Genomic DNA, 23,590 nt, shown 5'->3' with positions numbered 1-23,590 from the left:
CCTGCCCATGAATACGCCCTTCGCCCAATACACTCCTGGCTCACTCGTTCGCGCCCGCGGCCGCGAGTGGATCGTCGAACCCGGCAGTGTTGCGCCCTTGCTGCGCCTGCGGCCGCTCGCTGGTGGAGAGGATGAAAGCGCGCTCATGCATACCGGCCTGGAGCCGGACATCGGCCCCGCACACTTCCCCGCCCCCGATCCGGCGCAAGAAGGCGGTCAGCACGATGCCCTGTTGTTGGCCGATGCCCTGCGCATGGCACTGCGCCGCGGCGCCGGACCGTTCCGCTGCTTCGGCAATATCTCGGTAGAGCCGCGCACCTACCAGCTGGTGCCACTGCTAATGGCGCTGCGCCTGGATCCGGTGCGCCTGCTGATCGCCGACGATGTGGGCGTCGGAAAGACCATCGAGGCCGCGCTGATTGCCCGTGAGCTGCTCGACCGCGGCGAGATCCCGCGCATCGCCGTGCTTTGCCCGCCGCATCTCGTCGAGCAGTGGGTACGCGAGCTCAACGAGCGCTTCCATATCCCGGCGATGGCGGTCACCGCCAGCAGCGCCGCTCGCCTTGAGCGTGGGTTGCCGATCGGCGATTCGATCTTTCACGCCCATGCCTTTACCGTGGTCAGCCTGGACTACATCAAGTCCGACCGGCATCGCTACGATTTCATCCGCGCCTGCCCGGAACTTGTCATCGTCGACGAGGCGCACACCTGTGTTAGCACAGGCCAGGCGCGCCAGCAGCGCTTCGAGTTGCTGCGCGAGTTGGCCGCGGACGCCGAGCGCCACTTGGTGCTGCTCACGGCGACCCCGCACAGCGGCGACCAGGACGCCTTTTACAGCCTGCTGGCCTTGCTCAAGCCTGTGTTTGCCCAGCTCGCCACGGCCAGCGGCGACAACAAGGACAAGTTGCGCGAACAACTCGCCCAGCACTTCGTCCAGCGCCGCCGCCCGGACATCGATGAATGGCGCGACGGCAGTATTTTCCCAAGGCGGGAAATTGGCGAGGCCATCTATCACCTCAGCGGCCAGTGGGACAGCTTTTTCCAGAACGTGCTCGACTACTGCCGTGACGTCACGCAGCGCGCTGGCGATGACGCGCGTCGCCAGCGCCTGAGCTTCTGGGGCACGCTTGCGTTGATGCGTTGCGTTGCCTCCAGCCCCGCCGCGGCCGTGCAGGCCCTGCAGACCCGTTTGCTTTCCGGACAAGTGGATAATGCACCGCAGGAGGTGCTGGAAGCCCTGTTCGACGGCAGCGAGGACGCGCTGGATCAGGACGACGTGGCGCCGGCTGCTGATACAGGCGATCCTGACCTGCATGCATTGTTGGCCGAGGCCCGCAAGCTGGCGGGCGAGCAGGGCGATCCCAAGTTGCGTCTGCTCGCCGAGCACCTTAAGCAGCTCATCGCCGACGGCTTTAACCCGGTGGTGTTCTGTCGATACATCGCCACCGCCAACTACCTGCGCGAGCATCTGGATGGCAAGTTCCGCGGCGTTGCCGTGGATGCGGTCACCGGCGAATTTCCGTCCGAGGAGCGCGAGCGCCGTGTCGAAACGCTAGGCGAAACCGAGCGCCGCCTGCTGATCGCCACCGACTGCCTGTCCGAGGGCGTCAACCTGCAGGAACAGTTCGACGCCGTGGTCCATTACGACCTTTCTTGGAATCCCACTCGCCACGAGCAACGCGAAGGCCGCGTGGATCGTTTTGGCCAACCCAGCCCCAAGGTACGCGCGACCCTGATGTATGGCGCCAACAACCCGGTCGACGGTGCGGTGCTGCAGGTGATCCTGAGAAAGGCGGAGAAGATCCGCCAGGAGCTCGGCGTTCCCGTGCCACTGCCCGATGACGACCACACGCTGACCCAGGCACTGATGAAGGCGGTGATGCTGCGTAGCGAGCGAGCCGGTGGCCCGCAGCAAGCGTTCGACTTCGATCAGTACGAGGAAAGTCGTGCGCTGGACGTGCGCTGGAACGACCTGGCAGAAAAGGCCAAGCGCAACCGCACCGTGTTCGCCCAGCGCCGCCTGCGCCCGGCCGACGTGTTGCCCGAATGGGAGCGTATGAAAGCCGTGCTGGGCGCTAGTGATGACGTCAAGCGCTTCACCACCCAGGCCATGGCTCGGCTTGGCGCTGGCCTGCAGTTCCGTCCGAAGCGTGGCGCCACCGCACCGATTTCCGCATTGCCGAAAGCTCTACGTGAGCGTCTGGACGCGGCAAACCTAACCGGCGACATCGGCATCGATTTCAACCAGCCACCTGCGCCGCGCTGCCGCTATGTCAGTCGCAGTCACCCACTGGTAAGTACGCTGGCCGACGAGCTGCTAGAGCGCGCCGTCAGCGGTGAAACCCGCGACAACCAACAACTCGCCACGCTCGGCCGCATCGGTGTGTGGCGAAGTTCTGCGGTGGACAGCATCACCACCGTGCTACTGCTGCGCCTGCGCCACCAGATCACCACCACCCGCTCTGGACGCAGCAGCGTGCTGCTGGTGGAAGAAGCGCTACCGGTGGCCTGGCAGGGTCGCGCCAACCCTTCCGAAGTGCAGGGCGACAGGATGCTCACTTGGCTAGAGGCGCCGGCCACCGGCAACCTGCCTGAGCCGGTGCGTCAGCGCGAAATGCAGAACGTGCTTGCACTTCTGGATGAGCGGCGCGAAGTTCTGGACCGACTGGCCGACACGCAAGCCGAGCGCCTGCTGACCGACCACCGCCGCGTGCGCGAGGCCGCCGATGCGCGTGGTCGCTACGAGGTGCGTGCTCTGAAGCCGGTCGATGTCATCGCCGCCTTTGTGCTGATGCCCGGCGGTGTGGCATGAGTCGTCGTACTGCCGCTTTGGAGTTCGACGCCATCCACATCGAAGGTGGCCTATTGCCGGCCGAATGGCTGGGCAATATCGCGGTACTAAAGGCTGCCCATCAGTCGCCGGCCGACTATGGCATTCCCAAGGGCCTCAACCTGCGTGACGAGCTGGGCCGCTACTGGCGTATCGCCCAGGCCCACTGGAGCGAGTTCGACACCGCGCGCGCGCGCGCCGACAACCCCCACGCCCTGGCCACCCGCTTCGTGCAGGCCCTATTGCGTGAGGTGTTCGGCGCAACCGACCTGCAACCACAGGCCGAGCCGCAGGTCATCTCCGAACGCCAGTACCCCATTGCAGCCATCGCCCGCGAAGGCCGTCTGCCGCTGGTGGTGGCCGCCGCTGGCCAGCGCCTGGACGAACGTGACCGTCGCTACGGCGACAACAACCGCCAGCGCAGCACTTTCGGTCTGCTGCAGGACTGGCTCAATGCCAGCGACACTGCCTTGTGGGGCATCGCCAGCAACGGCTTGCAACTCCGTCTTGCCCGCGACAATGCCAGCCTCACCCGTCCCGCGTGGATCGAGGCCGATCTGGAGCGCATCTTCAGCGAGGAGCGTTACGCCGACTTCTCCCTGCTGTGGCTATTGGTCCACGCCAGCCGCTTCGGTAACCCAGGAAATCTGCCGCAGCAGTGTCCGCTGGAAGCTTGGCGCGAAGGCAGCAAGGAGCAGGGCACTCGCGCCCGCGACCAGTTGCGCCAAGGTGTGGAAGAGGCGCTATCTGCGCTGGGCCAGGGCTTCCTGGCCGAGGCCGCTAATCAGCCTCTGCGCGACGCATTGGCCAGTGGTAGGCTCGACCGCAACTTCTATTTCCTGCAACTGTTGCGTCTGGTTTACCGGCTGATCTTCCTGCTCACCATCGAAGAGCGCGGATTGCTGCATCCGGCCGACGCCAACGGCGATGCGGTGAAGCTTTATGCCGACGGCTACAGCCTGCGCCGCCTGCGCGAACGCGCCCGTAAGCGCCGCGCCTTCGATCGACACGCCGACCTGTGGGACGGGTTAGAACCCGTTCTAACCGGCTTGGCTCACGGCCAGCCGCTGCTGGCCCTGCCGGCGCTCGGCGGCCTCTTCGCCGAAGACCAGTGTCCGGATCTGGACGCCAGCACGCTGGGCAACCGCGCCCTGTTGGAGGCGGTCGCGAAGCTCGGCTGGATGCGTAGCGGCGGTAGTCTCGCCCGCATCAACTGGCGCGACATGGGTCCGGAAGAACTGGGCAGCGTGTACGAAAGCCTACTGGAGCTGGTGCCCGACATCAGCGCTGACGGCCGCGTATTTCGCTTCGCCAATGCGGATGAGTCCAAGGGCAATGCCCGCAAGACCAGCGGCAGCTACTACACGCCGGATTCGCTGGTGCAGGAATTGCTGGATTCCGCGCTGGAGCCGGTCATCCAACAGCGCATCAGCGGCGCCACCGATCCCGAGAGCGCGCTGCTGTCCATCACCGTCTGCGATCCGGCCTGCGGCAGCGGCCACTTCCTGCTCGGCGCCGCGCGCCGGCTGGCTACCCGCCTGGCCCAGTTGCGCGCGCAAGGCACGCCCAGCGGTGAGGACTTCCGCCACGCCCTCCGCGATGTCATCACCCACTGCATCTTCGGGGTGGATCGCAACCCCATGGCGATCGAGCTGGCGCGCATGTCGCTGTGGTTGGAGGCCATGACCCCTGATCGTCCACTGGGATTCCTCGATCACCACCTGCAATGTGGCGACGCGTTGCTCGGCCTGACCGATTTGGCCGCACTGGAGCAGGGCATTCCGAAGGATGCCTTCAAAGCCTTGTCCGGCGATGACAAGGAGTCTTGTAAGGCGCTAGCCAAACAGAACGCGGCCGAGCTGAAGGACCTACAACGCAAGCGCACTGCTCAAGCCTTTGGTCAGCGCGATCTGCTCAGCCTGCGGTCAGGCGGGATGGACAAGCTGCGCGCCTTGGAAGCGCTGCCGGACGACACGCTAGAACAGATCGCTGCCAAGCAAGCTGCCTGGCAGGCCTTTGCCCAGGAATCTGCCGACAGTCCGCTCCGCCATGCGGCGGACATGCTGTTGGCAGCCTTCCTCCAGCCCAAGGCCGAAGCAAACCAAGATGCGGTGCCAACCACCGGGACTGTGGTGCTGGAACTGCTGGGCGAGCATGACGCCCCCGGCCACGCCTGCAAGCGCGAGACCGCAAGCGCGGCCTGCATTGAAGCCCGCGTCCTGCACTGGCCGCTAGCCTTCCCTTTGGTGCATGCGGTTGGCGGCTTCACTTGCGTGTTGGGAAATCCGCCGTGGGAGCGCATCAAGCTGCAGGAAGAAGAGTTCTTCGCCAGCCGCAACCGCGACGTAGCCGAGGCCCGGAATAAGGCAGAACGCAGCCAGCGAATCCAGTGGCTGTCTGAGGGAATGCTAGCCATGCATCTGGAACCGGAAGCCGGACACAGCCAAGTTCAGGCACAGGCAGAAAAGCGTCTTTACGCAGAATTCATTGGCGCTCGCCGCACGGCGGAAGTGGCCAGCGTATTCGCCCACATAGAGGGCAAAGACGGCGGGCGCTATCCGCTCACCGGTGTGGGTGATGTTAATACCTATGCGCTCTTCGCCGAGACCATCAGCCAGATCACTGCCGAAGCGGGCCGCGCCGGATTCATCGTCCCTACCGGAATCGCCACTGATGACAGTACCAAAGCATTTTTCTCGCACCTGACGCAGAGTTCGTCGCTGGTGAGCTTGCTGGCGTTCGAGAACGAGGAGTTCATCTTCCCAGCAGTGCACCATGCCTTCCGGTTTTGCATGCTGACTTTGGGGCGTAGTGAGCATGCCAAGTTCGTATTTTTCGCACGCCAGCCGCATCAAGTCCATGATCCTCGCCGTCACTTTGCTCTTACGCCGGACGAGTTCCGCCTGATCAATCCCAACACGCTTACCTGCCCAGTGTTCCGCAGCGAGCGCGATGCCGAGCTGACCAAGAAGCTCTACCGCGCCGCAACTGTGCTAATCGATGAGAATCGCACCGACGGCAACCCGTGGGGCATCAACTTCATGACGATGTTTCACATGTCGGGGGACAGTCACCTGTTCGTCGATACGCCGCGCGAGCGGTCAGTGCCGCTGTATGAAGCCAAACTGATCCACCAGTTCGACCACCGTTGGGCCACCTACAGCGACGACAGCAACAGCCGCGTCGTTACCGCCGCGGAAAGGGCCGATCCGAAATTTCTCGTCACCCCGCGCTACTGGGTGGACGAAAGAGAAGTGGCAAAGCGTCTGGCGGAAAAAGAATGGTCGCATCGCTGGGTGATGGGATGGCGGGATGTTACCGGCGCCGAGAAGATCCGCACGATGATCGCTGATGTGATGCCCTGGTCGGGAGTGGGACACACTCTCCCGCTATTCATGACCGACCACTCGCCACGTCATGCCGCCGCGCTTCTGGCGAACTTCGACTCCCTTGCACTCGACTACGTCGCGCGGGTGAAGGTTGGCGGCACACACCTAACCTATGGCTACCTCAAGCAGTTCCCGGTCTTGCCGCCCGTGCGCTATACCGAGGTCGACCTCAACTTCATCGTTCCGCGCGTGCTGGAAATGACCTACACCGCCAACGACCTCAAAGCATGGGCACAGGACCTTGGTCACGATGGCGAACCCTTCATCTTCGACCCTGAGCGCCGCGCCATCTTGCGCGCTGAGCTGGATGCCTACTACGCACGTCTTTATGGACTGACCCGTGACGAACTGCGTTATATCCTCGATCCCTCCCATGTACTGGGCGAGGATTATCCTAGCGAAACATTCCGCGTCCTTAAGAAAAGCGAATTGCGTGAGTTCGGCGAATACCGCACGCGCAACCTGGTGCTCCGTGAGCTCGACCGCATGACGCTTGCCGAGGCAAATTGCGAGCCCTATGCCAGCCTGTTGAATCCGCCGCCGGGGCAGCATGCAACGCCGGCCTACTCGTCCCACGGCATCATTCGGAACGAGGTTGATGCGCGACTGGTCGGACTACTGCTTGCCATGATCAGGCAGCACGGCCGCTTGCCGCGCCGGCAACTGGCTGATGCAGTCACCATGGCAGCAGAACCAAGCGTGCTAATCCGTCTAGTTGATGTGCAAGACGCTGCCTTCGTTGCTGAGTTCCAGGCCAAGCATCTTGGAATCTTCGATGCCGGTCGGACGGCGGGCGATCGCATCCAAAATTGGCTTCGTCATTACGAATCTATCGGCGCGATACGGACTGACGCCACGCAGCTTTTGGCTATCCAGGGAGCAGCTCTCCCCGACGAAGTAATAGTTGACGAGGATGTGGTACGGGTCGCGGACATTCTGACTAGTGCCGCAGCACAAGCTTCTTTGGGGACGCCGGCGATTGACGGTGATGAATTCACCGACACATCGGCGAAGCAAGCCTGAATGATGGAGTAACGGGATGGAGCAGCTGATTCAGCATCTACCAAAGGAGAGGCGAGCCCCGCGTCTATGGTTCAAGCAGCTCACCATTTTTTCGGAACCCGACACGGCGCACATTGTCAGGGACGTGTTCTTCAGGCGGGGGCTCAACGTGGTATGGGCCAAGGAACCCGCTGCGGGCAGTGCAGTCGGACTCCATGCCGCTGGTCACGGTGTTGGCAAGACGTCGCTGTGTCTATTGCTTCGTTACTGCTTGGGAGACCCATCAAAAGCAGTAACCGAGCTCCGTGACGAGCTTTGTAGCGAGTTCCCTAAGGGTGGCGTGATCGCGGTCATGCATGTGGAGGGCCGCCCTTACACGCTATGCCGCTACTTCAACCCCCACAAGGATGGCTTCGTCATTAATGGTGAAGGTGCCGAGGATGTCTGGGCTCAAGAGGCAGATAGTAACGATCGAGATTTCCTGAAGCGCTTGGCCAGCGACATGATGAGTTCCGTGTCACCGGGCAGCATCCCGGATACAGGCCAGGCGATTGAATGGAGGCACATCTTGGCTTGGATCAGCCGCGATCAGGGCTCGCGATTCAAATCATTCTTCGCCTGGCGTGAGGGCGAGGGATCAGGCATGCAGCGTAGTCGTCAAGACCCGCCGATCGTAGTGCGCGCCGTACTCGGGCTGATGGATCAATCCGAATCTTTGCTAATGGGCCGTATTGCGGCACTGGAACATGAGTTGGAGCAGGCAAAGCAGACAAGGGGCAATCTGCAGAGAGAGCCAGCGCTGATCCGGCGTCGCATCGAATCAAATCTTCGCGCGATGGGGGCGCTTCCCGACGATCTGCCAGTACGTGCCGCGGGCCTGTTCGACGATTCGGTGGAGAATCGCGTTAGGACTGCGAGTGAGAAGGCAACAAGTCGTCTGGCACAGTTGGAGCTTGAGCAAGAACAGGCTGATCAGAATCTGGCTGAACTTCGGGCAGATTTGAAGTTGCGCCGAAGCGAGAGCGAGAGGGCTGTCGCTGAGTACGACCTTGCGGTTGCCGGCCGGCGCGGCGATGAGGAGGCATACAAGTCGGTTGGAGCCAAACTGTTGAAGCTCAGGAACCTTGCCGGGCATTGTGAAGAAGGAAATATCCCATTCTCTCACTGTCAGCATGTGCAGATGGAGATCAGCCTTCTCTCGTTGAGCAGCTTTCGAGATCAGCGGGACAAGCAGAACCTCCAAAATGCGATGAATGAGTCATCAGGTAGAGCTGTGGCAGCGCTGGTGCGAAAGAATCAAATGGCATCAATGGTTCAGGCGCTTGAGCGGAGGGAGGAGGAACTAAAAGCCACGCTGACTAAGATCCGCATGTCCAGAAGAACGGCCGAGATCGAGGCCAGTAGGTGGCCGAACTTACTGGAAGAGCTCTCCCGCTGGGAAGGCTCGGCTGGTTCGGCTTCCGCACAGTCGGAGGTCAATGCTATACAAGCCGAGATTGTTAATATTGAAAGGGAGCTTGGTAGTGCACGGATTCAGCTGGCCCTACTGCATCAGGATAAGTCCGTTAGAGAGAGAGCATTGGCGTCCATAACAGATGCGCTTACAAAGTCCCTGTTGCCGGACGGTGCTTTCGCTGTATTCGACCCGCGCGATGAAGACCGCCCATTTCGCTTGTCAATGCGGGGTGGAGAAGCCTATAGAGTTCTGGAAGTACTGTTGGGCGATATCGCTTGCATGCTCGATAGCGCAGGCTCTGCAAGCTCCCTTCCCGGCCTCGTGATCCATGACTGCCCTAGAGAAGCAGACATGAGTATAGGCTTGTATGAGAACTTCCTTTCTCTAGTAAACGCACTTGAAAGGGACGGCTTCAAAGACGTCGATCTGCCATTCCAATACATCGTAACGACTACCACCCCTCCTCCGACCGACTTGCAAGACGGGGTGGTGCGCTTGGAGCTCGATCCAAGTTCGAATGAGCGCATTCTCTTCCGTCGCCGCTTTGGCATCGAGCAAAGCTCCCTTTCTGCGCAGGGGGGGGGGCGATGACAGACGTGCCACCCGCGCTTGTTTCGAAGGCGCTCACCGACAATGGCTATGACCTGATCTCGGCACGAAGGGGTGGCTGGTTCGTAGCTGGGATCAGTGGGTCCAATGCGAGCGTGCTCATCCAAGTCGTCGAAGTAGGCATCTTGCTAGCATTGCCGGGGGCGGATACTGCGGCGCGGATCGGTCTTGAGACCTCAGGCGAGCTGCCGCCCGTAGGAATGGGCAGTGTCGGACTGGCAAAAGGTGCCTCCCAGATCTTCGAAGCACTGCGTGTACTGCACTCTCTGCTGCGGCATCCAGTTGCTGTGCTGTCATACAGGGTTGAATCGCGCTTGGCGGCTATACCCGAAACGGAACGAACGCGTGAAGTCCGTCAGCGGATTGGCCAAGACGTGTTCCGCGAAGCGCTGATGGACTTTTGGCAGGGGCGTTGTGCCGTAACTGGGATGGTCCTTCCACGAAAACTGTTGCGCGCTAGCCATTGCAAGCCGTGGGCCCAAGCAAATCACTCCGAGCGACTAGACCCTTTCAATGGTCTGCTCCTATCCGTTCACCTTGATGCGATGTTTGATGCAGGTCTGATTTCTTTCAGCGACGAGGGTGTGCTTTTGTGCTCCGGACAACTGAATGCCTCGGTACGGGGCCATTTCTCAATTGCGGCTCGGCAGCGGCTCCGATCCTTAAGTCCAGGCCATATTCCTTACCTTTCTTGGCATCGGGAACATCTCTTCGAGGGCGAGGGGTTCAGTCGTATGTGAGGACCGCTTGCGACGATACCTACTGCAGGTGTGAGCGAGCAGGCGCCGTCCAGGTTCTAGAACTGCAGATTGCTACAGCTAGAGCAAGGATTGAATCCGTAAAGTCTGCTTTCAGCAAGTCGCTCGATTGCAGGAGTGTATCGGCTTCAGAAAAGAATATGCCGACCTATTCGTTGGGAAGCGTGGCTTCGGTCTGGGCGCGCTCGCGCGGTATAATTAGGTGTACCGCGGGCCGTTGATCATTCCGTTGTGGGGCATTTTCAATTCGGGTTCTGCCCCGATATCACGGACGGTTCTAAAAGAGCTGTAACTTTCTGATCCTGCCTGGCGACCCTTCGCCGCATCCTTGGGTTGCGGCGTCGCTCGATGTAGTCAAACACATCCGCTCTTGCGCATCCAGTGTGGGGTAGCTCGTTCGATAGATCCGCTGGCGCTTCAGTAGTCCAAAAGCCTTCGCAGGCCGCGTTGTCGCCGCAATGCCCCACAGCGCTCATTGAGCAGATCAGCCCGTTAGCCGCGAGATACCGCTGGCAGTCACCGCTGCGGAACTGACTGCCGCCATCCGAATGCAGGATCACCTCATCGCTTCCTTACCACTGCGAGACCGCCATCTGCACAGCCCGGATCACCATCTGACGGTCCTGCCGAGCGTGCATTGACCAGCCCGCAATGCGCTGGTCGTACAGATGCAGCACGATGCACAGATACAGCTTGCCCTGCTGGGTCTTGATCTCGGTGATATCGGTCACCCACTTGGTTTCCGGCTCCGGCGCGAGAAAATCGCGTTCAAGCAGGTTGACCACACCCGGCGGCGTTACGGACGGGCTGCCACGCCTCCCGCGACGCTTCCGCCGGGTCCAGCCCTGCAGGCCGTCAGCCGCCATCAGGCGCGCGACCCGGTTCAAGCTGGCACTCTCGCCCTCCTCAGCCGGGTCTTCGCGCATGCGACCAGCCCCCAATGTACCGCGGCTGTCTTCATGCAGTTCGCGCATCCGTACCACCAGGCGCTCATTGTCGACCTGCCGGGCGCTCTCATGGCGCTTACTCCACTGGTAGTAGTCGCTGGCCGATACCTTCAGGCACCGGCAGATCAGCCGGATCGGAAACTCATCGCGGCAACGTTCGATCACCTGATACCTCAGGATGATCCCTTTGCAAAGAACGTCGCCGCTTCTCGCAAAAAATCCCGTTCCTTCTTTACCGCGCCAGCTCACGCTTGAGGCGTGCCAACTCCTCATCCCGTGGTGTCCCGGCGCCCCCGAAGGCTATAGCTCCCGGGCTCTGTGCCTCGCGTTTCCAGCGGGTCAGTACGGTGTCGCGAGTTCCCAGCTCCCGGGCCACCTGGGCGCAGGTGACGCCGGGCTGGCTCGCCTGCTCAACCGCACCGCGCTTGAACTCGGCACTGAACTTCCTACGCTTTGACATGAACACTCCCTATGGCCTGGATCGGCCTTCTCGTAAGTGTCCGTGAGAACGGGGGTAGAACCTGCCGAATATCAACCGGGTTAAACGATCATGCTCGCACTTCCGAGGTGATTCTGTACGGAGTGAGGCGTGATCCAGCAGGGATGCAATGTGCCCAACGTCCACCGCATCTACCGCCGTTCAACGCAGATACCCCGACTGCTCGATAACCGCATCCACCGCGGCCGCATCGTCATACCGCAGTTCCAGCAACGTCGCGATCGCTGTGGCCTTATCCGGCTGCGCGGCGTAATACGCGCTCGCGATCCGGTACCCCACGTAGTACCCCAGGTCGCTCACCCCGAAGCGGTTGGCGCTGCTGTTGTACAGCCAGTCGCGGTAGTCGTTGCCACGCCGGTCGGCCTGAAACTGCGCGTTCAATTCGGCCTCGTGCGCCGGCCCATACACGTACAGCGGCAATGCGGGCTTCTTCCCGGTCACCAGCTCGGCAACCAGCTCCGCCACGCCTTCGCGCAGAGCGTACTGGGCGAGGGTATCGCCCGCTTCAACCTGCTGGGTGTGGATGTACTCGTGGATGTTGTTCTGCCCGTTGTTGTGGAACGGCTGCGAGGCATAGAAGGTCCGCAGCCGGGTCTGCAGGGGCTCGGGAAGTTCCGAGACATCGACGCTGTCGTCGCCCAAGGCGAGTTCGGCGCCGATCAGTACCTTGTCGTCCAGGGTGGTGCCGCCGGTGCGCAGCACGCCGATGGCGTAGGTGATGGTGGCCGGGCGCAGGGCCGGATACAGGCGTTTGAGTGCGGCCAGGTCTGCGTCGAGCGGAGCGGTGGCGGCGAAGGCGCGACCGGTCAGCGGGCGCACCGAGGCCCAGTACTGCGGCCAGGCGTCGATCGCCGCAACGTACTGCTCGTCGGTGTAGCCGCGCGCCTGCATCAGGGCGTGCAGGCCGGGGGTGCCCTTGTCGATGTAGAGCGTGTTGATCAGTTGCTTCCTGCGCACCGGATCTGCTTCGGCGCGGATGGCGTCGTGGGCGATCCAGAAGTTCGCGATGTCGCGTGTCTCCACCTGCGGCGCGGCGGCCGCAGTGGCCGTCGCCGTGCCTGCCGCAAGAAGCGCCACGAGCCTCCACATCCATGCCTTCATGCCGGTCGCCTTGCGGTGGGTATCCACCGTTGGATGCAGAAGGCGGTGAGAAGGTTTAGACGGCTGCCTTGGGGAATACCGACCCGCAGCGGGCATTCCCGTGAATGCCCGCCCGGCCGCGCAGTTACTTCGGCATCAGCACGCTGTCCACGACATGGATGACGCCGTTGGACTGGGTAACGTCGGCGATGCTGATCGCCGCCTTGCCGCCCTTGGCATCCACCACCCAGAGCTTGCCATCGTGCAGTTTGATGGTCAGCGGCTCGCCTTGAACGGTTTTGAGCGTTGCCGTGCCGCCGTGCTTTTTGGCGTCGGCGGTCAGCTGCATGGAGGTGTAGGTGCCGGGGACGACGTGATAGGTGAGGATCTTGGTCAGGTCGGCCTTGTGCTCGGGTTTGACCAGAGTATCGACGGTGCCCGCCGGCAGTTTGTCGAAGGCGGCGTTGGTGGGCGCGAAGACGGTGAAGGGGCCTTTGCCGTTGAGGGTGTCGACCAGACCGGCGGCCTTCACGGCGGCGACCAGGGTGGTGTGATCCTTGGAGTTGATGGCGTTCTCAACGATGGTCTTCGTCGGGTACATCGCCGCGCCGCCGACCATGACGGTATCGGCGGCAACGCTGAGCAGAGGGGTGGTGCCGAGTACGGCGAAGCTGGCGGCGACGGCGATGCGTTGAAGAAGAGCGTGCATGGTGCTTCTCCTGATCTGATATGCCCTCGGGGTGAGGGGTACTGAAGGTACGTAGCGGGCAGACAGGCGGATGCACGTGGGAGCGACTATTTCCAACGGACCGGTGCCATGTACCCGCTATGCGTATTCAGATTCCTTCGCCGTGGCGACGCCCTAGAATGGACGAACCGCCCGGTGGCGGGATCAGCCGCATAGGGAGCGTGCGATGCGTGTGGGCAGACCTTCATTGACGCAGTTGCGTGCAGACCGCGATGCGCTTCAGTACGCGATCGATGTGGAGGCGGCCCGGTTGGCGGCGCAGCAGACACCGGCCGACCGTTACGCGGAGGCCTTGATGCCGCTCACGTCGCGACTGGTCGAGATCCGCCGTCAGATTCTGCTGAAGACGCCCGCGCGCGAATCGATGGCCCGCTGCCGCGAACTGGAGCGGCTCACGTCGGCGCCCGGGAGGCGCTCGGCAACCGAACAGTACGCGCTGGAATCGGAGCTGCGCGACCTGCACCTGCATTTCAGCAACCCCCGGCGCCGGCCGCTGACGCTGAAGGTGCTGATGATCTTCGTGGCCGTTGTCGCCGCGATGGTCTTCCTGCCGCGCCTGATCGTGGACTGGCTGGTGGGTTAGTCCACGGCGACGGCGCGCGCGTCGGCGGGCTGCTCCCGCAGCGCCCGGCGCAGCGCGTCGAAGATGCGTGGGTCCTGCGCCTGGGCGGCGTTGAAACGCAGCAGCCCACCAGCGCTCAGTGATGGACTGAACGCATTGCCCGGCGCAAGTACCACGCCGTCGGCCAGGCAGGTGCGCGCCAGGGTGGCCGCATCGCGGCCGTCGGGCAGGTGGCACCACAGCAGCATCCCGGCCTGCGGCACCAGCCAGGGGCGGATGCCCAGCGCGGCCAGCCGCGCCAGGGTGTGCTCGCGTGCTACGGCCAGGCGGGTACGGATGGACTCCACATGGCGGCGGTAGCCGCTGTCGGTCAGCGCGGTGTGCAGGATGTCGGCGGCCAGGCGCCCGCCGCCGAAGCTGGTGGCGATCTTCAGGTCGGCCAGCCGCTCGATCCAGTCGCCGCGCGCGGCGATGAAGCCGCAACGCACCGCTGCGGACAGCGTCTTGGAGAAGCTCCCCACCTGGATCACCCGTGACAGCCCATCGAACGCGGCCAGGCGCGGTGCGGGCGTGTGTTCGAAGTCCGCGAACAGATCGTCCTCGACGATCACCAGGTCGCTGTGCTCGGCCAACGACAGCAGGCGGTGCGCGGTGGCCGGCGACAACACCGCACCGGTCGGGTTGTGGATGCCCGAATTGGTGATGTACAGCCGTGGCGAATGCGCTTCCAGTGCAGCGGCGAAGGCAGCCACGTCCGGCCCGTTGGCGGTGTAGGGCACGCCCACCACCTGCACCCGGTGCGCCTTGAGCAGTGCCAGGAAGTTGAAATAGCACGGGTCGTCGATCAGCACGGTGTCGCCCGGCTCGAGCAGGAAACGGCAGATCAGGTCGATCGCGTGCGATCCCGATTCGGTCAGCATGATCTGCTCGGGTGCGGCATCGATGCCGTGGCCGGCCAGGCGCCGCGCCAGAAGCTGCCGCAACGGCGGCAGCCCAAGCGGAGTGGCGTAGCCGGCCAGTGCCGATGCGCTGCTGCGCGCGGCATGGCGCAGGCCACGGCGGATCCCATCCACGTACATCCAGTCGTCGGGCAGCCAGCCGCAGCCCGGTTTGAGCACGCTGGCGTCCTGCTCCAGCGACTGCCGCGCCAGCCACAGCGGGTCCACCTGGCGATCACGCGGCGGTCCCATGTCGGCCAGCGCCAGCGGTGCCACCGGCCCGGTGACGTAGAAGCCGGAGCCGGGCTGGGCCACGATCAGCCCTTCGGCCGCCAACCGCTCGTAGGCCTCCACTATGGTGGACACCGACAACTGCAGTGCCCGGGCCTGCGCACGCACCGAGGGCAGGCGCATGCCGGGTAGATAGGTGCGCGCGGTGATCTTCGTGCGCACGGCGGTCATCACCGCATCGATGCGGGTGGCGGGCAGCGTCATCGGTGCGTGCATTCCGTAGGGGAGGTTGGGGCATAACAGTTACGTCGAAGTGTACTGGACTGTCTCTGGGGGAAGGCCGGGTCGGCATGATCCACTGGCCGTCCCCTACAAGGATTGGACGATGGACAACGCGACACGCGGCTGGATGAACGGGTTGATTGGCGTGGTGATCTTTGCCGGCTCACTGCCGGCGACCCGTGTGGCAGTGGCGGATCTGGACCCGCTGTTCCTGACCGCCGCGCGCGCCAGCATCGCCGCCGTGCTCGGGTGGGCGCTGCTGCACGCGCTGGGCCAGCGGCGACCGGCCGCAGCGGTGTTGCCTGCGCTGGCGGTCGTGGCGCTGGGGGTGGTGGTCGGATTTCCGCTGCTCACCGCCTTGGCGCTGCAGCATGTGTCATCGGCGCACTCGATCGTGTTCCTCGGGCTGCTGCCCCTGAGCACGGCGGTGTTCGGCGTGCTGCGCGGCGGCGAGCGGCTGCGCCCCGCGTTCTGGGGGTTCTCGCTGCTCGGCAGCGCGGTGGTGGTCGGCTACGCGCTCGGCAACGGTATCGAGGCTTCGCTGCAGGGCGACCTGCTGATGCTGGCGGCGGTGGTGGTGTGCGGGCTGGGGTATGCCGAAGGTGCGCGGTTGGCGCGCACGCTGGGTGGCTGGCAGGTGATCAGCTGGGCGCTGGTGGTGTCGCTGCCGGTGATGCTGCCGCTGTTGCTGCTGCGCTGGCCGGCATCGTGGGCACAGGTGGGCGCGCCCGCCTGGTGGGGGCTGGGCTACGTGTCGGTGTTCAGCATGTTGATCGGTTTCATGTTCTGGTACCGCGGCCTGGCCCAGGGCGGGATCGCCGCCGTCGGCCAGCTGCAGTTGCTGCAGCCGTTCTTCGGCCTGGCCTTGGCCGCGCTGCTGCTGCACGAAACCGTGAGCCCGATGATGCTGGTGGTCACGCTGTGCGCGGTGGCCTGCGTGGCGGGCGCACGGCGGTTCGCGCGCTGAGGCGTCAGCCGCTGACCAGGCCGTGTCCGCCCACCGGCGCGGTCTCGAAGCGTTCGCCGAAGCCGGTGATCATCGGGCGCGCCTGGGCGATGGCCGCCTGCACGGCCGGCAGGGCGAGGGAGGCGCGGTGCAGGTCGGCGCTCTCCCATGCCTCGGTGATCCAGATCGCGTCCGGATCGGCCGGGTCGGTGGCAACCACGTAGCTCAGGCAGCCGGGCATGGCGCCGGTGCCGTCCAGAAGAATCGCGATCACCCGATCGCGCTCGCCGGCCGCAGTCTTCATCTTGCCGATCAATCCGTACATGGTGCACTCCTAAACAGGTCAGGTGCCCATGCTGGGCATGCGGGCGGCACAGGTCAACGCCGGCCACATTGAGGGGCTGGCGGCGCTGCGGTATCCTGCGCGCCGCTTTCGCCTCCGGGCCGGACCTGCTGTGATGACGCCACCCTGACAACGCGCTGACGACGCGCCCGTGCCAGTGCCGGGTCCAGGGAGTGCCTTGTTTTCATCACACAACGCGCCGCGCGCCGCGCCGGTGCGTGGAGTTTTTTTCATGTCCGTTTCCTATCCGCTGCGCCAGCAATGGCTCGGCAATATCCGTGGCGACCTGCTGTCCGGCGCCGTCGTGGCACTGGCGCTGATCCCCGAAGCGATCGCCTTCTCGATCATCGCCGGCGTCGACCCCAAGGTCGGTTTGTACGCGTCGTTCTGCATCGCGGTGGTCACCGCCATCGCCGGCGGCCGCCCCGGCATGATTTCGGCGGCCACCGGCGCGATGGCCCTGGTGATGGTCGACCTGGTCCGCGACCACGGCCTGCAGTACCTGCTGGCTGCGACGATCCTGGCCGGCCTGCTGCAGGTGGTGGCCGGCGCATTGAAGCTGGGGGCGCTGATGCGCTTCGTGTCGCGTTCGGTGATCACCGGTTTCGTCAACGCGCTGGCCATCCTGATCTTCCTGGCGCAGATGCCCGAGCTGATCGGACGGTCCTGGCAGGTATGGGCGGTGTGCGCGGCCGGGCTGGCGATCATCTACCTGCTGCCGCGGCTGACCCGTGCGGTGCCGTCGCCGCTGGTGGCGATCGTGGTGCTGACCGCGCTGTCGATCGGATTTGGCTGGGAGGTGCGCACGGTCGGCGACATGGGCGCACTGCCGGACAGCCTGCCGACGTTCCTGTTCCCGGATGTCCCGTTGACCTGGGATACGCTGCGCCTGCTGCTGCCGGTGTCGGCGACGCTGGCTGTCGTGGGTCTGCTGGAGTCGATGATGACCGCGCAGATCGTCGAGGACATGACCGACACCCCCAGCCAGCGCAACCGCGAATGTGCAGGACAGGGCCTGGCCAACATCACCGCCGGGCTGTTCGGCGGCATGGGCGGCTGCGCGATGATCGGGCAGTCGGTGATCAACGTGTCCTCGGGCGGGCGCGGGCGGCTGTCGTGCCTGGTCGCCGGTGTGCTGTTGCTGCTGCTGGTGGTCTATGGCGCCCACTGGGTGCGACAGATTCCGATGGCCGCGCTGGTGGCGGTGATGATCATGGTCAGCATCGGCACCTTCCATTGGCGCTCGTTCCAGGAACTGCGGCTGCACCCGAAGAGCTCGTCGCTGGTGATGGTGGCCACCGTGGTGGTCACCGTGATCACCCACGACCTGGCCAAGGGAGTGTTGACCGGGGTGCTGCTGTCGGCGCTGTTCTTCGCGCGCAAGGTGGGGCGCATGCTCGATGTCCACGCCGTCGCGCAGGCCGATGGCAGCTGCACCTACACCGTCGCCGGGCAGGTGTTCTTCGCGTCGGCCGGGCAGTTCGCTGCCAGCTTCGATCTGCAGCATGTTCCCGCGCGCGTGGCGATCGACCTGTCGAACGCGCACTTCTGGGACCTCAGCGCGGTGGCTGCGCTGGAACGGGTGGTGGCCAGGCTGCGTGCGCATGGCGCGCAGGTCGAGGTCCGCGGGCTCAATGCGGCCAGCCAGACCCTGGTCGAGCGCCTGGCGCGGACACCGGGCGTGGATGGGCTGCCACCGGGCAGACACTGAACCCGGTCAGGAAACGCGGCTAAACATCGGCGCGGCAAGGCCGTTATCCAGCTCAATGCCCGGTGCGTGTCGCCGTCGCACGTACCCCTGCCAGCCCGGGCGTGAGTGTCACCGCCCCGGGGTGGACCGCAATGGACTGCGCGATGCCGTAGTGGCGCTCGATGGCGTCCGCTGACCCGTACCCCTTTTCCGGAACCGCCCCCATGCCTGCGTCCCGCTCGACCGCTTCCAAGCGCCCCGGCAGCATCGCCAACCGGCTGATGCTGGGTACCGCGCTGATTGCCATGCTCTGCTTCGGCGTCACCGCTGCCATCAGCTACCGCGAAGCCAGCGAGGCGCTGGTGGAATCTTCGCGTCGAACCATGCAGAGCCAGGCCGAGTCCGAGGCGCGCCGGGTCAACGCGGACCTTTCCGCCGCCTTTGCCACCAGCCAGGCGCTGGCCGACAGCCTGGTGGTGCAGCACGCCACCGGCACCCTGTCGCGCGCCACCGCCGCACAGATCCTGCAGCAGCAGCTGCGCTCGCACCCGGAGTGGGTGGGCCTGGGCACGCTGTGGGAACCGCAGGCGTTCGACGGCAAGGATGCGGACTTCGTCGATGCCGAGGCCCACGATGGCACCGGCCGTTTCATGAGCTACTGGGCCTGGCAGGACGGCAACCCGGTGCAGGACGTGCTCAAGGGCTACGACGTGCCCGGCGATGGCGACTGGTACCTGCGCCCGCGCGAGCTCAAGCGCCCTACCGTGGCCGAGCCGTACCGCTATGAGATCGGCGGCAAGCCGGTGCTGATGACCACGCTGTCCACGCCGGTGCTGGACAACGGCACCTTCCTCGGTGCGGTGACCGTGGACTTCGGCCTGGCCGCACTGCAGGAGCGCCTGGCCGCGCTGCGTCCGATGGGCGAGGGCCATGTGGAGCTGATTTCGCCGGCCGGCATCGTGCTGGCCGCCGCCGACGCCAAGGAGATCGGCACGCGCCGTGAGGACGCGGCCACCCGGCAGCTGCTGGCGCAGATTGCCGCGGACAAGCCGTACGAGGACTTCCACGAAGATGCCGCCGGCAACGTCAAGGCGTACGTGCCGCTGCGCATCGGCGGCAGCCAGGAACGCTTCGCGCTGGGCGTGATCGTGCCGCACGACCTGATCACCGCGCAGGCCCGCGCGCTGCTGTGGATCATCCTGGCCGTGGGCCTGGGTGCGGCGCTGGTACTGAGCGGCAGCGTCTATGTGCTGCTGCGTCGCCAGGCGATCCGTCCGCTGGCCGACGCGGTGCGGCTGTCGGCCGAGGTGGCCGATGGCCGCCTGGACACGCCGCTGCCGGCCGTGCGCGACGATGAAGTGGGCCGCCTGCTGCAGTCGATGCAGCGCATGCGCGACCAGTTGCAGGCGGTGATGGCCGCGCAGGGCGAGATGGCGCAGCGCCATGAGGCGGGTGAACTGAGCTACCGCATGGACGCCGAGGGCTTCCCGGGCGCGTATGGCCGCATGGTGCACGACACCAACCACCTGGTGGGCGCCAACATCGGCGTGACCCGTCGCCTGGTCGAGGTGATGCAGCGCTACGCGGTCGGCGACCTGTCCCCGGACATGGATCGCCTGCCCGGCGAGCAGGCCGCGTTCACCGCGGCGATGGACACCACCAAGGCCAACCTGCGTGCGATCAACACGCAGATCCAGGACCTGGCCGGCGCGGCGGCGATCGGCGATTTCAGCCAGCGCGGCGACGTGGTGCGTTTCGACCACGATTTCCGACTGATGGTGGAAAACCTCAACACGATGATGCAGGTCAGCGACGGCAACCTGCAGCAGATCTCCGAACTGCTGCGTGCCATCGCCGCAGGCGACCTGACCGCGCGCATGCACGGTGAGTTCCACGGCGTGTTCGCGCGGATGCGCGACGATGCCGATACCACCGTGAACCAGCTCACCGACATCGTCGGCCGCATCCAGCAGGCCACCGACAGCATCAACCTGGCGGCCGGCGAGATCGCCTCGGGCAACAGTGATCTGTCGCGCCGTACCGAGCAGCAGGCGGCGAGCCTGGAGGAAACCGCCGCATCGATGGAAGAGCTGACCTCCACCGTGCGCCAGAACACCGACCACGCGGTGCAGGCCAACCAGCTGGCCGCCGGCGCAGCCGACGTGGCCTCGCAGGGCGGGCTGGTGGTGGGCCAGGTGGTGACCACGATGGCTGGCATCGAAGCGTCCTCCAAGCGTATCGCCGAAATCATCACGGTCATCGACGGCATCGCCTTCCAGACCAACATCCTGGCCCTGAACGCGGCAGTGGAAGCCGCGCGTGCCGGCGAACAGGGGCGCGGCTTTGCGGTCGTCGCCTCGGAAGTGCGGGCGCTGGCGCAGCGCTCGGCGGGGGCTGCCAAGGAGATCAAGACGCTGATCGACGACTCGGTCGAGCAGGTCAGCCAGGGCTCGGCGCTGGTGCAGACCGCCGGCCGCACGATGGAAGACATCGTCAGTGGCGTGCGCCGCGTCAACGACATCATGGCCGAGATCTCTGCCGCCTCGAAGGAGCAGTCGGCCGGCATCGAGCAGGTCAACCAGACCATCACCCAGATGGACGAAACCACGCAGCAGAATGCCGCGCTGGTCGAGGAAGCGACGGCGGCGGCACGGGCGATGGAAGAGCAGGCGCAGCAGCTCGCCACCGCGGTGTCGATCTTCCGCCTGCAGGCGCCGGCCGCACCGCTGCAGCGTGCCACCGGTCGCGCGCACGCGCTGGTGTGAGCCACGCATCCGGCATGCGCGCGGTGGCGCATGCCGGACCCCGCGCGCTTCACCCTGGAATCATCCGGCGGATCTAGACTTGTGGCCATGCCCATGACCGCGCCGACACCGCCATGACAGCGCCTTCCGACCGCCTCGGTCTTTCCGCACTGACGGCGCTGGTGGTCGGGTCGATGATCGGCGCGGGCATCTTCTCGCTGCCGCAGAACATCGCGCGCAGCGCCGGTCCGGGGGCCGCGCTGATCGGCTGGGCGATCAGCGGTCTGGGCATGCTGATGCTGGCGTTCGTGTTCCAGAACCTGGCCAACCGCAAGCCCGGGCTGGACACCGGCATCTACGCCTACGCCAAGGCCGGGTTCGGCGACTACATCGGGTTCTCTTCGGCCTGGGGCTACTGGGTCTGTTCGCTGCTGGGCAATGTCAGCTACTTCGTGCTGATCTTCAGCGGCCTGGGCTACTTCGTGCCGGCCTTCGGCGAAGGCAACACCTGGCAGGCGGTGGCCTGCGCCTCGGTGCTGCTGTGGGCGATGCACGCGATGATCCTGCGCGGCATCCGCGAAGCCGCACTGGTCAACGCGGTGGTCACCGTGGCCAAGATCGTGCCGATCGTGGTGTTCCTCATCATTGCCGCGATCGGCTTCCAGGCCGACATCTTCACCGGCGATTTCTGGGGCACCGCCACGCTGGGCAGTCTCGGCGAGCAGTTGCGCGGGATGATGCTGATCACCGTGTGGGTGTTCATCGGCATCGAGGGCGCAAGCATCTACTCCCGCCGCGCCGGACGCCGTGCGGATGTCGGCCGCGCGACGGTGATCGGGTTCCTGTGCGTGCTGGCGCTGCTGATGCTGGTCAACCTGCTGTCGATGGGCGTGCTTGGCCACCAGAAGCTGGCACACCTGCACAACCCGTCGATGGCGTTCGTGCTCGAAGCCATCGTTGGCCCGTGGGGAGCCACGCTCATCATCATCGGCATGATCGTATCGGTGCTCGGCGCACTGCTGGCCTGGGTGCTGTTGTGCGCCGAAGTGCTGTACGCGGCCGCAGGCGACGGCACGATGCCGGCGTTCCTGGCCCGGCAGAACGCCAACGACGTGCCGGCCAACGCATTGTGGCTGACCAACGGGCTGATCCAGCTGTTCCTGGTGGTCACCCTGTTCAGTGCCGGCACCTACACCAGCCTGGTGCTGCTGGGCGCGTCGATGGCGCTGGTGCCGTATCTGTTCTCGGCCGGCTATGGCGTCCTGATCGCGTGGCGCGGCGACGGCTACGCCGATGCATCCGCACCGCGCCGGCGCGACCTGGTGGTAGCGACGCTGGCCACGGTGTATGCGGTATGGCTGGTGTATGCCGGCGGCATGGCGCAGGTGATGTTGTCGGCGCTGCTGTACGCGCCGGGCATGCTCATGTTCGCGCTGGCCAAGCGGCAGCACGGGCAACCGGTGTTCACGCCGGTGGAGTGGGGCATCGCCGTGTGCGTGCTGGTGGTGGCGTTGTGCGGTGTATGGGGGCTGTGGCACGGCAGCCTGAGGCTTGCCTGAGCCGCACCGGCAGTGAGGCCCGGCTCAGCCCAGCCAGGCCTGGCCACCTCGCGCAGTGTTCCTGCCTTGATCCGCCATGTCGGCATCGAGCCGCAGGTGGTCGAGTACCTGGTGACGCCGCCGACCCGCGAGAGGCGGGTCGCGCTGATCCAGCGCGCCGGCCTGGAGGTGCGCCAGGCACTGCGGCAGAACGTGCCGCCTTACGCCGCGTTGGCCCTGGACGACCTGCGGCTGGATCACAACCACCTGCTCGATGCGATGCTGCCGCCGCTGCCGGACTGCGCCGGTGCGGGCGTCAAGCGATCGCCGCGGTGATGGGCGCGCGCGTGGCAGCGCCAGAAATCTGAAGCCTGCGCGGCGGGGGAAGAACAAAAAAAGGCCCGGTCGATGACCGGGCCCAGAGGGTCGTGCAGTGCGCTGATTACCAGCGCAGACCTTCGAAGGGGTTCCAGCTGGTGTTGCCCTTCACCCGATCCAGGTAATACGCGTAATTGGTGGTGATCGCGACCAGCAGCGACCACACCACCAGCAGCGTACGGCCGATGAAGCCCGGCAGGATCATCGCCACCACGTACAGCGCCACGGTCACGGCGAGGACCACGATGGCCTTGCGCCACAGGCCGAGGATGAACAGGTAGATCCAGGTGAAGAACAGCGCGAAGAAGTTGAAGTTGATCTTCACTTTCTCGCCGAACGGCAACTTCTGCAGGGCATCCTTGAAGCCCGGAGCGTTGGGCGCACCGTGCTTCTCGAAGAAGTTGAAACGGAGCTGCCACTTGGGGCTGTACTGAGAGGTGTTGAAGGAGTCCATATCCATTTTCTAGGTTGTAAACGCTTTCATCATAGCTTTCGTATATGACAGTACGCCAGTGTATCGACGCGAACGTGTCGGAAAGTCGTCGCGTGAGAGCCGTCACACATTGCGGTGAATTTTCAGATAGGGTGCGCAATCCCTCGGCGGATGCCGTTGGGAATGA

15 protein-coding genes and 1 pseudogene are annotated in these 23,590 nt (G+C 64.7%); 10 read left to right on the top strand and 6 right to left on the bottom strand.

The window, feature by feature from the left end:
* The first annotated feature begins 7 nt into the window (after positions 1-7).
* From ACLB90_RS07140 to ACLB90_RS07125, 4 genes are read left to right on the top strand one after another with little or no spacing between them, the layout of a single operon-like run.
* Positions 8-2,812, top strand: a complete 2,805-nt coding sequence (locus ACLB90_RS07140; protein WP_411852267.1) for a helicase-related protein — start codon at positions 8-10, stop codon at positions 2,810-2,812.
* Entirely contained in the window at positions 2,809-7,242 is a 4,434-nt protein-coding gene (locus ACLB90_RS07135) for an Eco57I restriction-modification methylase domain-containing protein (RefSeq protein ID WP_411852266.1), read from the top strand. The genes ACLB90_RS07140 and ACLB90_RS07135 overlap by 4 nt, the downstream gene beginning before the upstream one ends.
* A 16-nt stretch (positions 7,243-7,258) precedes the next feature.
* Positions 7,259-9,268, top strand: a complete 2,010-nt coding sequence (locus ACLB90_RS07130) for a hypothetical protein (protein WP_411852265.1) — start codon at positions 7,259-7,261, stop codon at positions 9,266-9,268.
* Positions 9,265-10,026, top strand: coding sequence for an HNH endonuclease (locus ACLB90_RS07125; protein WP_411852264.1), 762 nt, complete (start codon positions 9,265-9,267; stop codon positions 10,024-10,026). Before ACLB90_RS07130 ends, ACLB90_RS07125 begins: the two co-directional genes overlap by 4 nt.
* Before the next feature lie 260 nt (positions 10,027-10,286).
* Here the strand turns inward: ACLB90_RS07125 and ACLB90_RS07120 are convergent.
* The 3 genes and pseudogenes from ACLB90_RS07120 to ACLB90_RS07110 form a co-directional block, all read right to left on the bottom strand.
* A pseudogene (locus tag ACLB90_RS07120) lies at positions 10,287-11,451 on the bottom strand (IS3 family transposase).
* A 180-nt stretch (positions 11,452-11,631) separates the two neighbouring features.
* Positions 11,632-12,591, bottom strand: a complete 960-nt coding sequence (locus ACLB90_RS07115; protein WP_411852715.1) for a hypothetical protein — start codon at positions 12,589-12,591, stop codon at positions 11,632-11,634.
* 124 nt (positions 12,592-12,715) lie between these two features.
* The gene (locus tag ACLB90_RS07110; protein ID WP_411852263.1) at positions 12,716-13,279 is read right to left on the bottom strand and encodes a fasciclin domain-containing protein; all 564 of its coding nucleotides are present in this window, start codon (positions 13,277-13,279) and stop codon (positions 12,716-12,718) included.
* A 226-nt stretch (positions 13,280-13,505) separates the two neighbouring features.
* Between ACLB90_RS07110 and ACLB90_RS07105 the strand changes: the two genes are divergently transcribed.
* Entirely contained in the window at positions 13,506-13,901 is a 396-nt protein-coding gene (locus ACLB90_RS07105; protein WP_411852262.1) for a hypothetical protein, read from the top strand.
* On the opposite strand, the gene ACLB90_RS07100 is transcribed toward ACLB90_RS07105, so the two are convergent.
* The gene (locus tag ACLB90_RS07100) at positions 13,898-15,313 is read right to left on the bottom strand and encodes a PLP-dependent aminotransferase family protein (protein WP_411852261.1); all 1,416 of its coding nucleotides are present in this window, start codon (positions 15,311-15,313) and stop codon (positions 13,898-13,900) included. The two genes, ACLB90_RS07105 and ACLB90_RS07100, sit on opposite strands and share 4 nt — an antisense overlap.
* Before the next feature lie 121 nt (positions 15,314-15,434).
* On the opposite strand from ACLB90_RS07100, the gene ACLB90_RS07095 reads away from it, so the two are divergent.
* The gene (locus tag ACLB90_RS07095; protein ID WP_411852260.1) at positions 15,435-16,298 is read left to right on the top strand and encodes a DMT family transporter; all 864 of its coding nucleotides are present in this window, start codon (positions 15,435-15,437) and stop codon (positions 16,296-16,298) included.
* 4 nt (positions 16,299-16,302) lie between these two features.
* Here the strand turns inward: ACLB90_RS07095 and ACLB90_RS07090 are convergent, their stop codons facing one another.
* Positions 16,303-16,602, bottom strand: a complete 300-nt coding sequence (locus tag ACLB90_RS07090; RefSeq protein ID WP_017354807.1) for a putative quinol monooxygenase — start codon at positions 16,600-16,602, stop codon at positions 16,303-16,305.
* Positions 16,603-16,852: 250 nt separating this feature from the next.
* Between ACLB90_RS07090 and ACLB90_RS07085 the strand changes: the two genes are divergently transcribed.
* The 4 genes from ACLB90_RS07085 to ACLB90_RS07070 all read left to right on the top strand — a co-directional run bounded on the left by ACLB90_RS07085 (position 16,853) and on the right by ACLB90_RS07070 (position 22,928).
* Entirely contained in the window at positions 16,853-18,331 is a 1,479-nt protein-coding gene (locus ACLB90_RS07085) for a SulP family inorganic anion transporter (RefSeq protein ID WP_411852259.1), read from the top strand.
* Between the two features lie 203 nt (positions 18,332-18,534).
* Complete coding sequence (locus ACLB90_RS07080) at positions 18,535-21,075, top strand: methyl-accepting chemotaxis protein (protein WP_411852258.1); 2,541 nt, start codon at positions 18,535-18,537, stop codon at positions 21,073-21,075.
* A gap of 113 nt (positions 21,076-21,188) precedes the next feature.
* A complete protein-coding gene (arcD, locus tag ACLB90_RS07075; RefSeq protein ID WP_411852257.1) occupies positions 21,189-22,613 on the top strand; it encodes an arginine-ornithine antiporter in 1,425 nt (474 codons plus the stop codon).
* A 66-nt stretch (positions 22,614-22,679) separates the two neighbouring features.
* Complete coding sequence (locus ACLB90_RS07070) at positions 22,680-22,928, top strand: hypothetical protein (protein ID WP_411852256.1); 249 nt, start codon at positions 22,680-22,682, stop codon at positions 22,926-22,928.
* 106 nt (positions 22,929-23,034) lie between these two features.
* Here the strand turns inward: ACLB90_RS07070 and ACLB90_RS07065 are convergent, their stop codons facing one another.
* Positions 23,035-23,424, bottom strand: a complete 390-nt coding sequence (locus ACLB90_RS07065) for a DUF2628 domain-containing protein (RefSeq protein WP_411852255.1) — start codon at positions 23,422-23,424, stop codon at positions 23,035-23,037.
* Positions 23,425-23,590: the final 166 nt, after the last annotated feature.

It is taken from the genome of Stenotrophomonas sp. LGBM10 (assembly GCF_046736075.1).
GTDB lineage: Bacteria > Pseudomonadota > Gammaproteobacteria > Xanthomonadales > Xanthomonadaceae > Stenotrophomonas.
This window is presented reverse-complemented; position numbering and strand designations above follow the sequence as displayed.

Coding starts and splice junctions, on each gene's coding strand:
- ACLB90_RS07125 (WP_411852264.1), top strand. CDS start 9,265: ATGACAGACGTGCCACCCGCGCTTGTTTCGAAGGCGCTCACCGACAAT.
- ACLB90_RS07080 (WP_411852258.1), top strand. CDS start 18,535: ATGCCTGCGTCCCGCTCGACCGCTTCCAAGCGCCCCGGCAGCATCGCC.
- ACLB90_RS07090 (WP_017354807.1), bottom strand. CDS start 16,602: ATGTACGGATTGATCGGCAAGATGAAGACTGCGGCCGGCGAGCGCGAT.
- ACLB90_RS07095 (WP_411852260.1), top strand. CDS start 15,435: ATGGACAACGCGACACGCGGCTGGATGAACGGGTTGATTGGCGTGGTG.
- ACLB90_RS07115 (WP_411852715.1), bottom strand. CDS start 12,591: ATGAAGGCATGGATGTGGAGGCTCGTGGCGCTTCTTGCGGCAGGCACG.
- arcD (WP_411852257.1), top strand. CDS start 21,189: ATGACAGCGCCTTCCGACCGCCTCGGTCTTTCCGCACTGACGGCGCTG.
- ACLB90_RS07135 (WP_411852266.1), top strand. CDS start 2,809: ATGAGTCGTCGTACTGCCGCTTTGGAGTTCGACGCCATCCACATCGAA.
- ACLB90_RS07065 (WP_411852255.1), bottom strand. CDS start 23,424: ATGGACTCCTTCAACACCTCTCAGTACAGCCCCAAGTGGCAGCTCCGT.
- ACLB90_RS07100 (WP_411852261.1), bottom strand. CDS start 15,313: ATGACGCTGCCCGCCACCCGCATCGATGCGGTGATGACCGCCGTGCGC.
- ACLB90_RS07110 (WP_411852263.1), bottom strand. CDS start 13,279: ATGCACGCTCTTCTTCAACGCATCGCCGTCGCCGCCAGCTTCGCCGTA.
- ACLB90_RS07140 (WP_411852267.1), top strand. CDS start 8: ATGAATACGCCCTTCGCCCAATACACTCCTGGCTCACTCGTTCGCGCC.
- ACLB90_RS07085 (WP_411852259.1), top strand. CDS start 16,853: ATGTCCGTTTCCTATCCGCTGCGCCAGCAATGGCTCGGCAATATCCGT.
- ACLB90_RS07130 (WP_411852265.1), top strand. CDS start 7,259: ATGGAGCAGCTGATTCAGCATCTACCAAAGGAGAGGCGAGCCCCGCGT.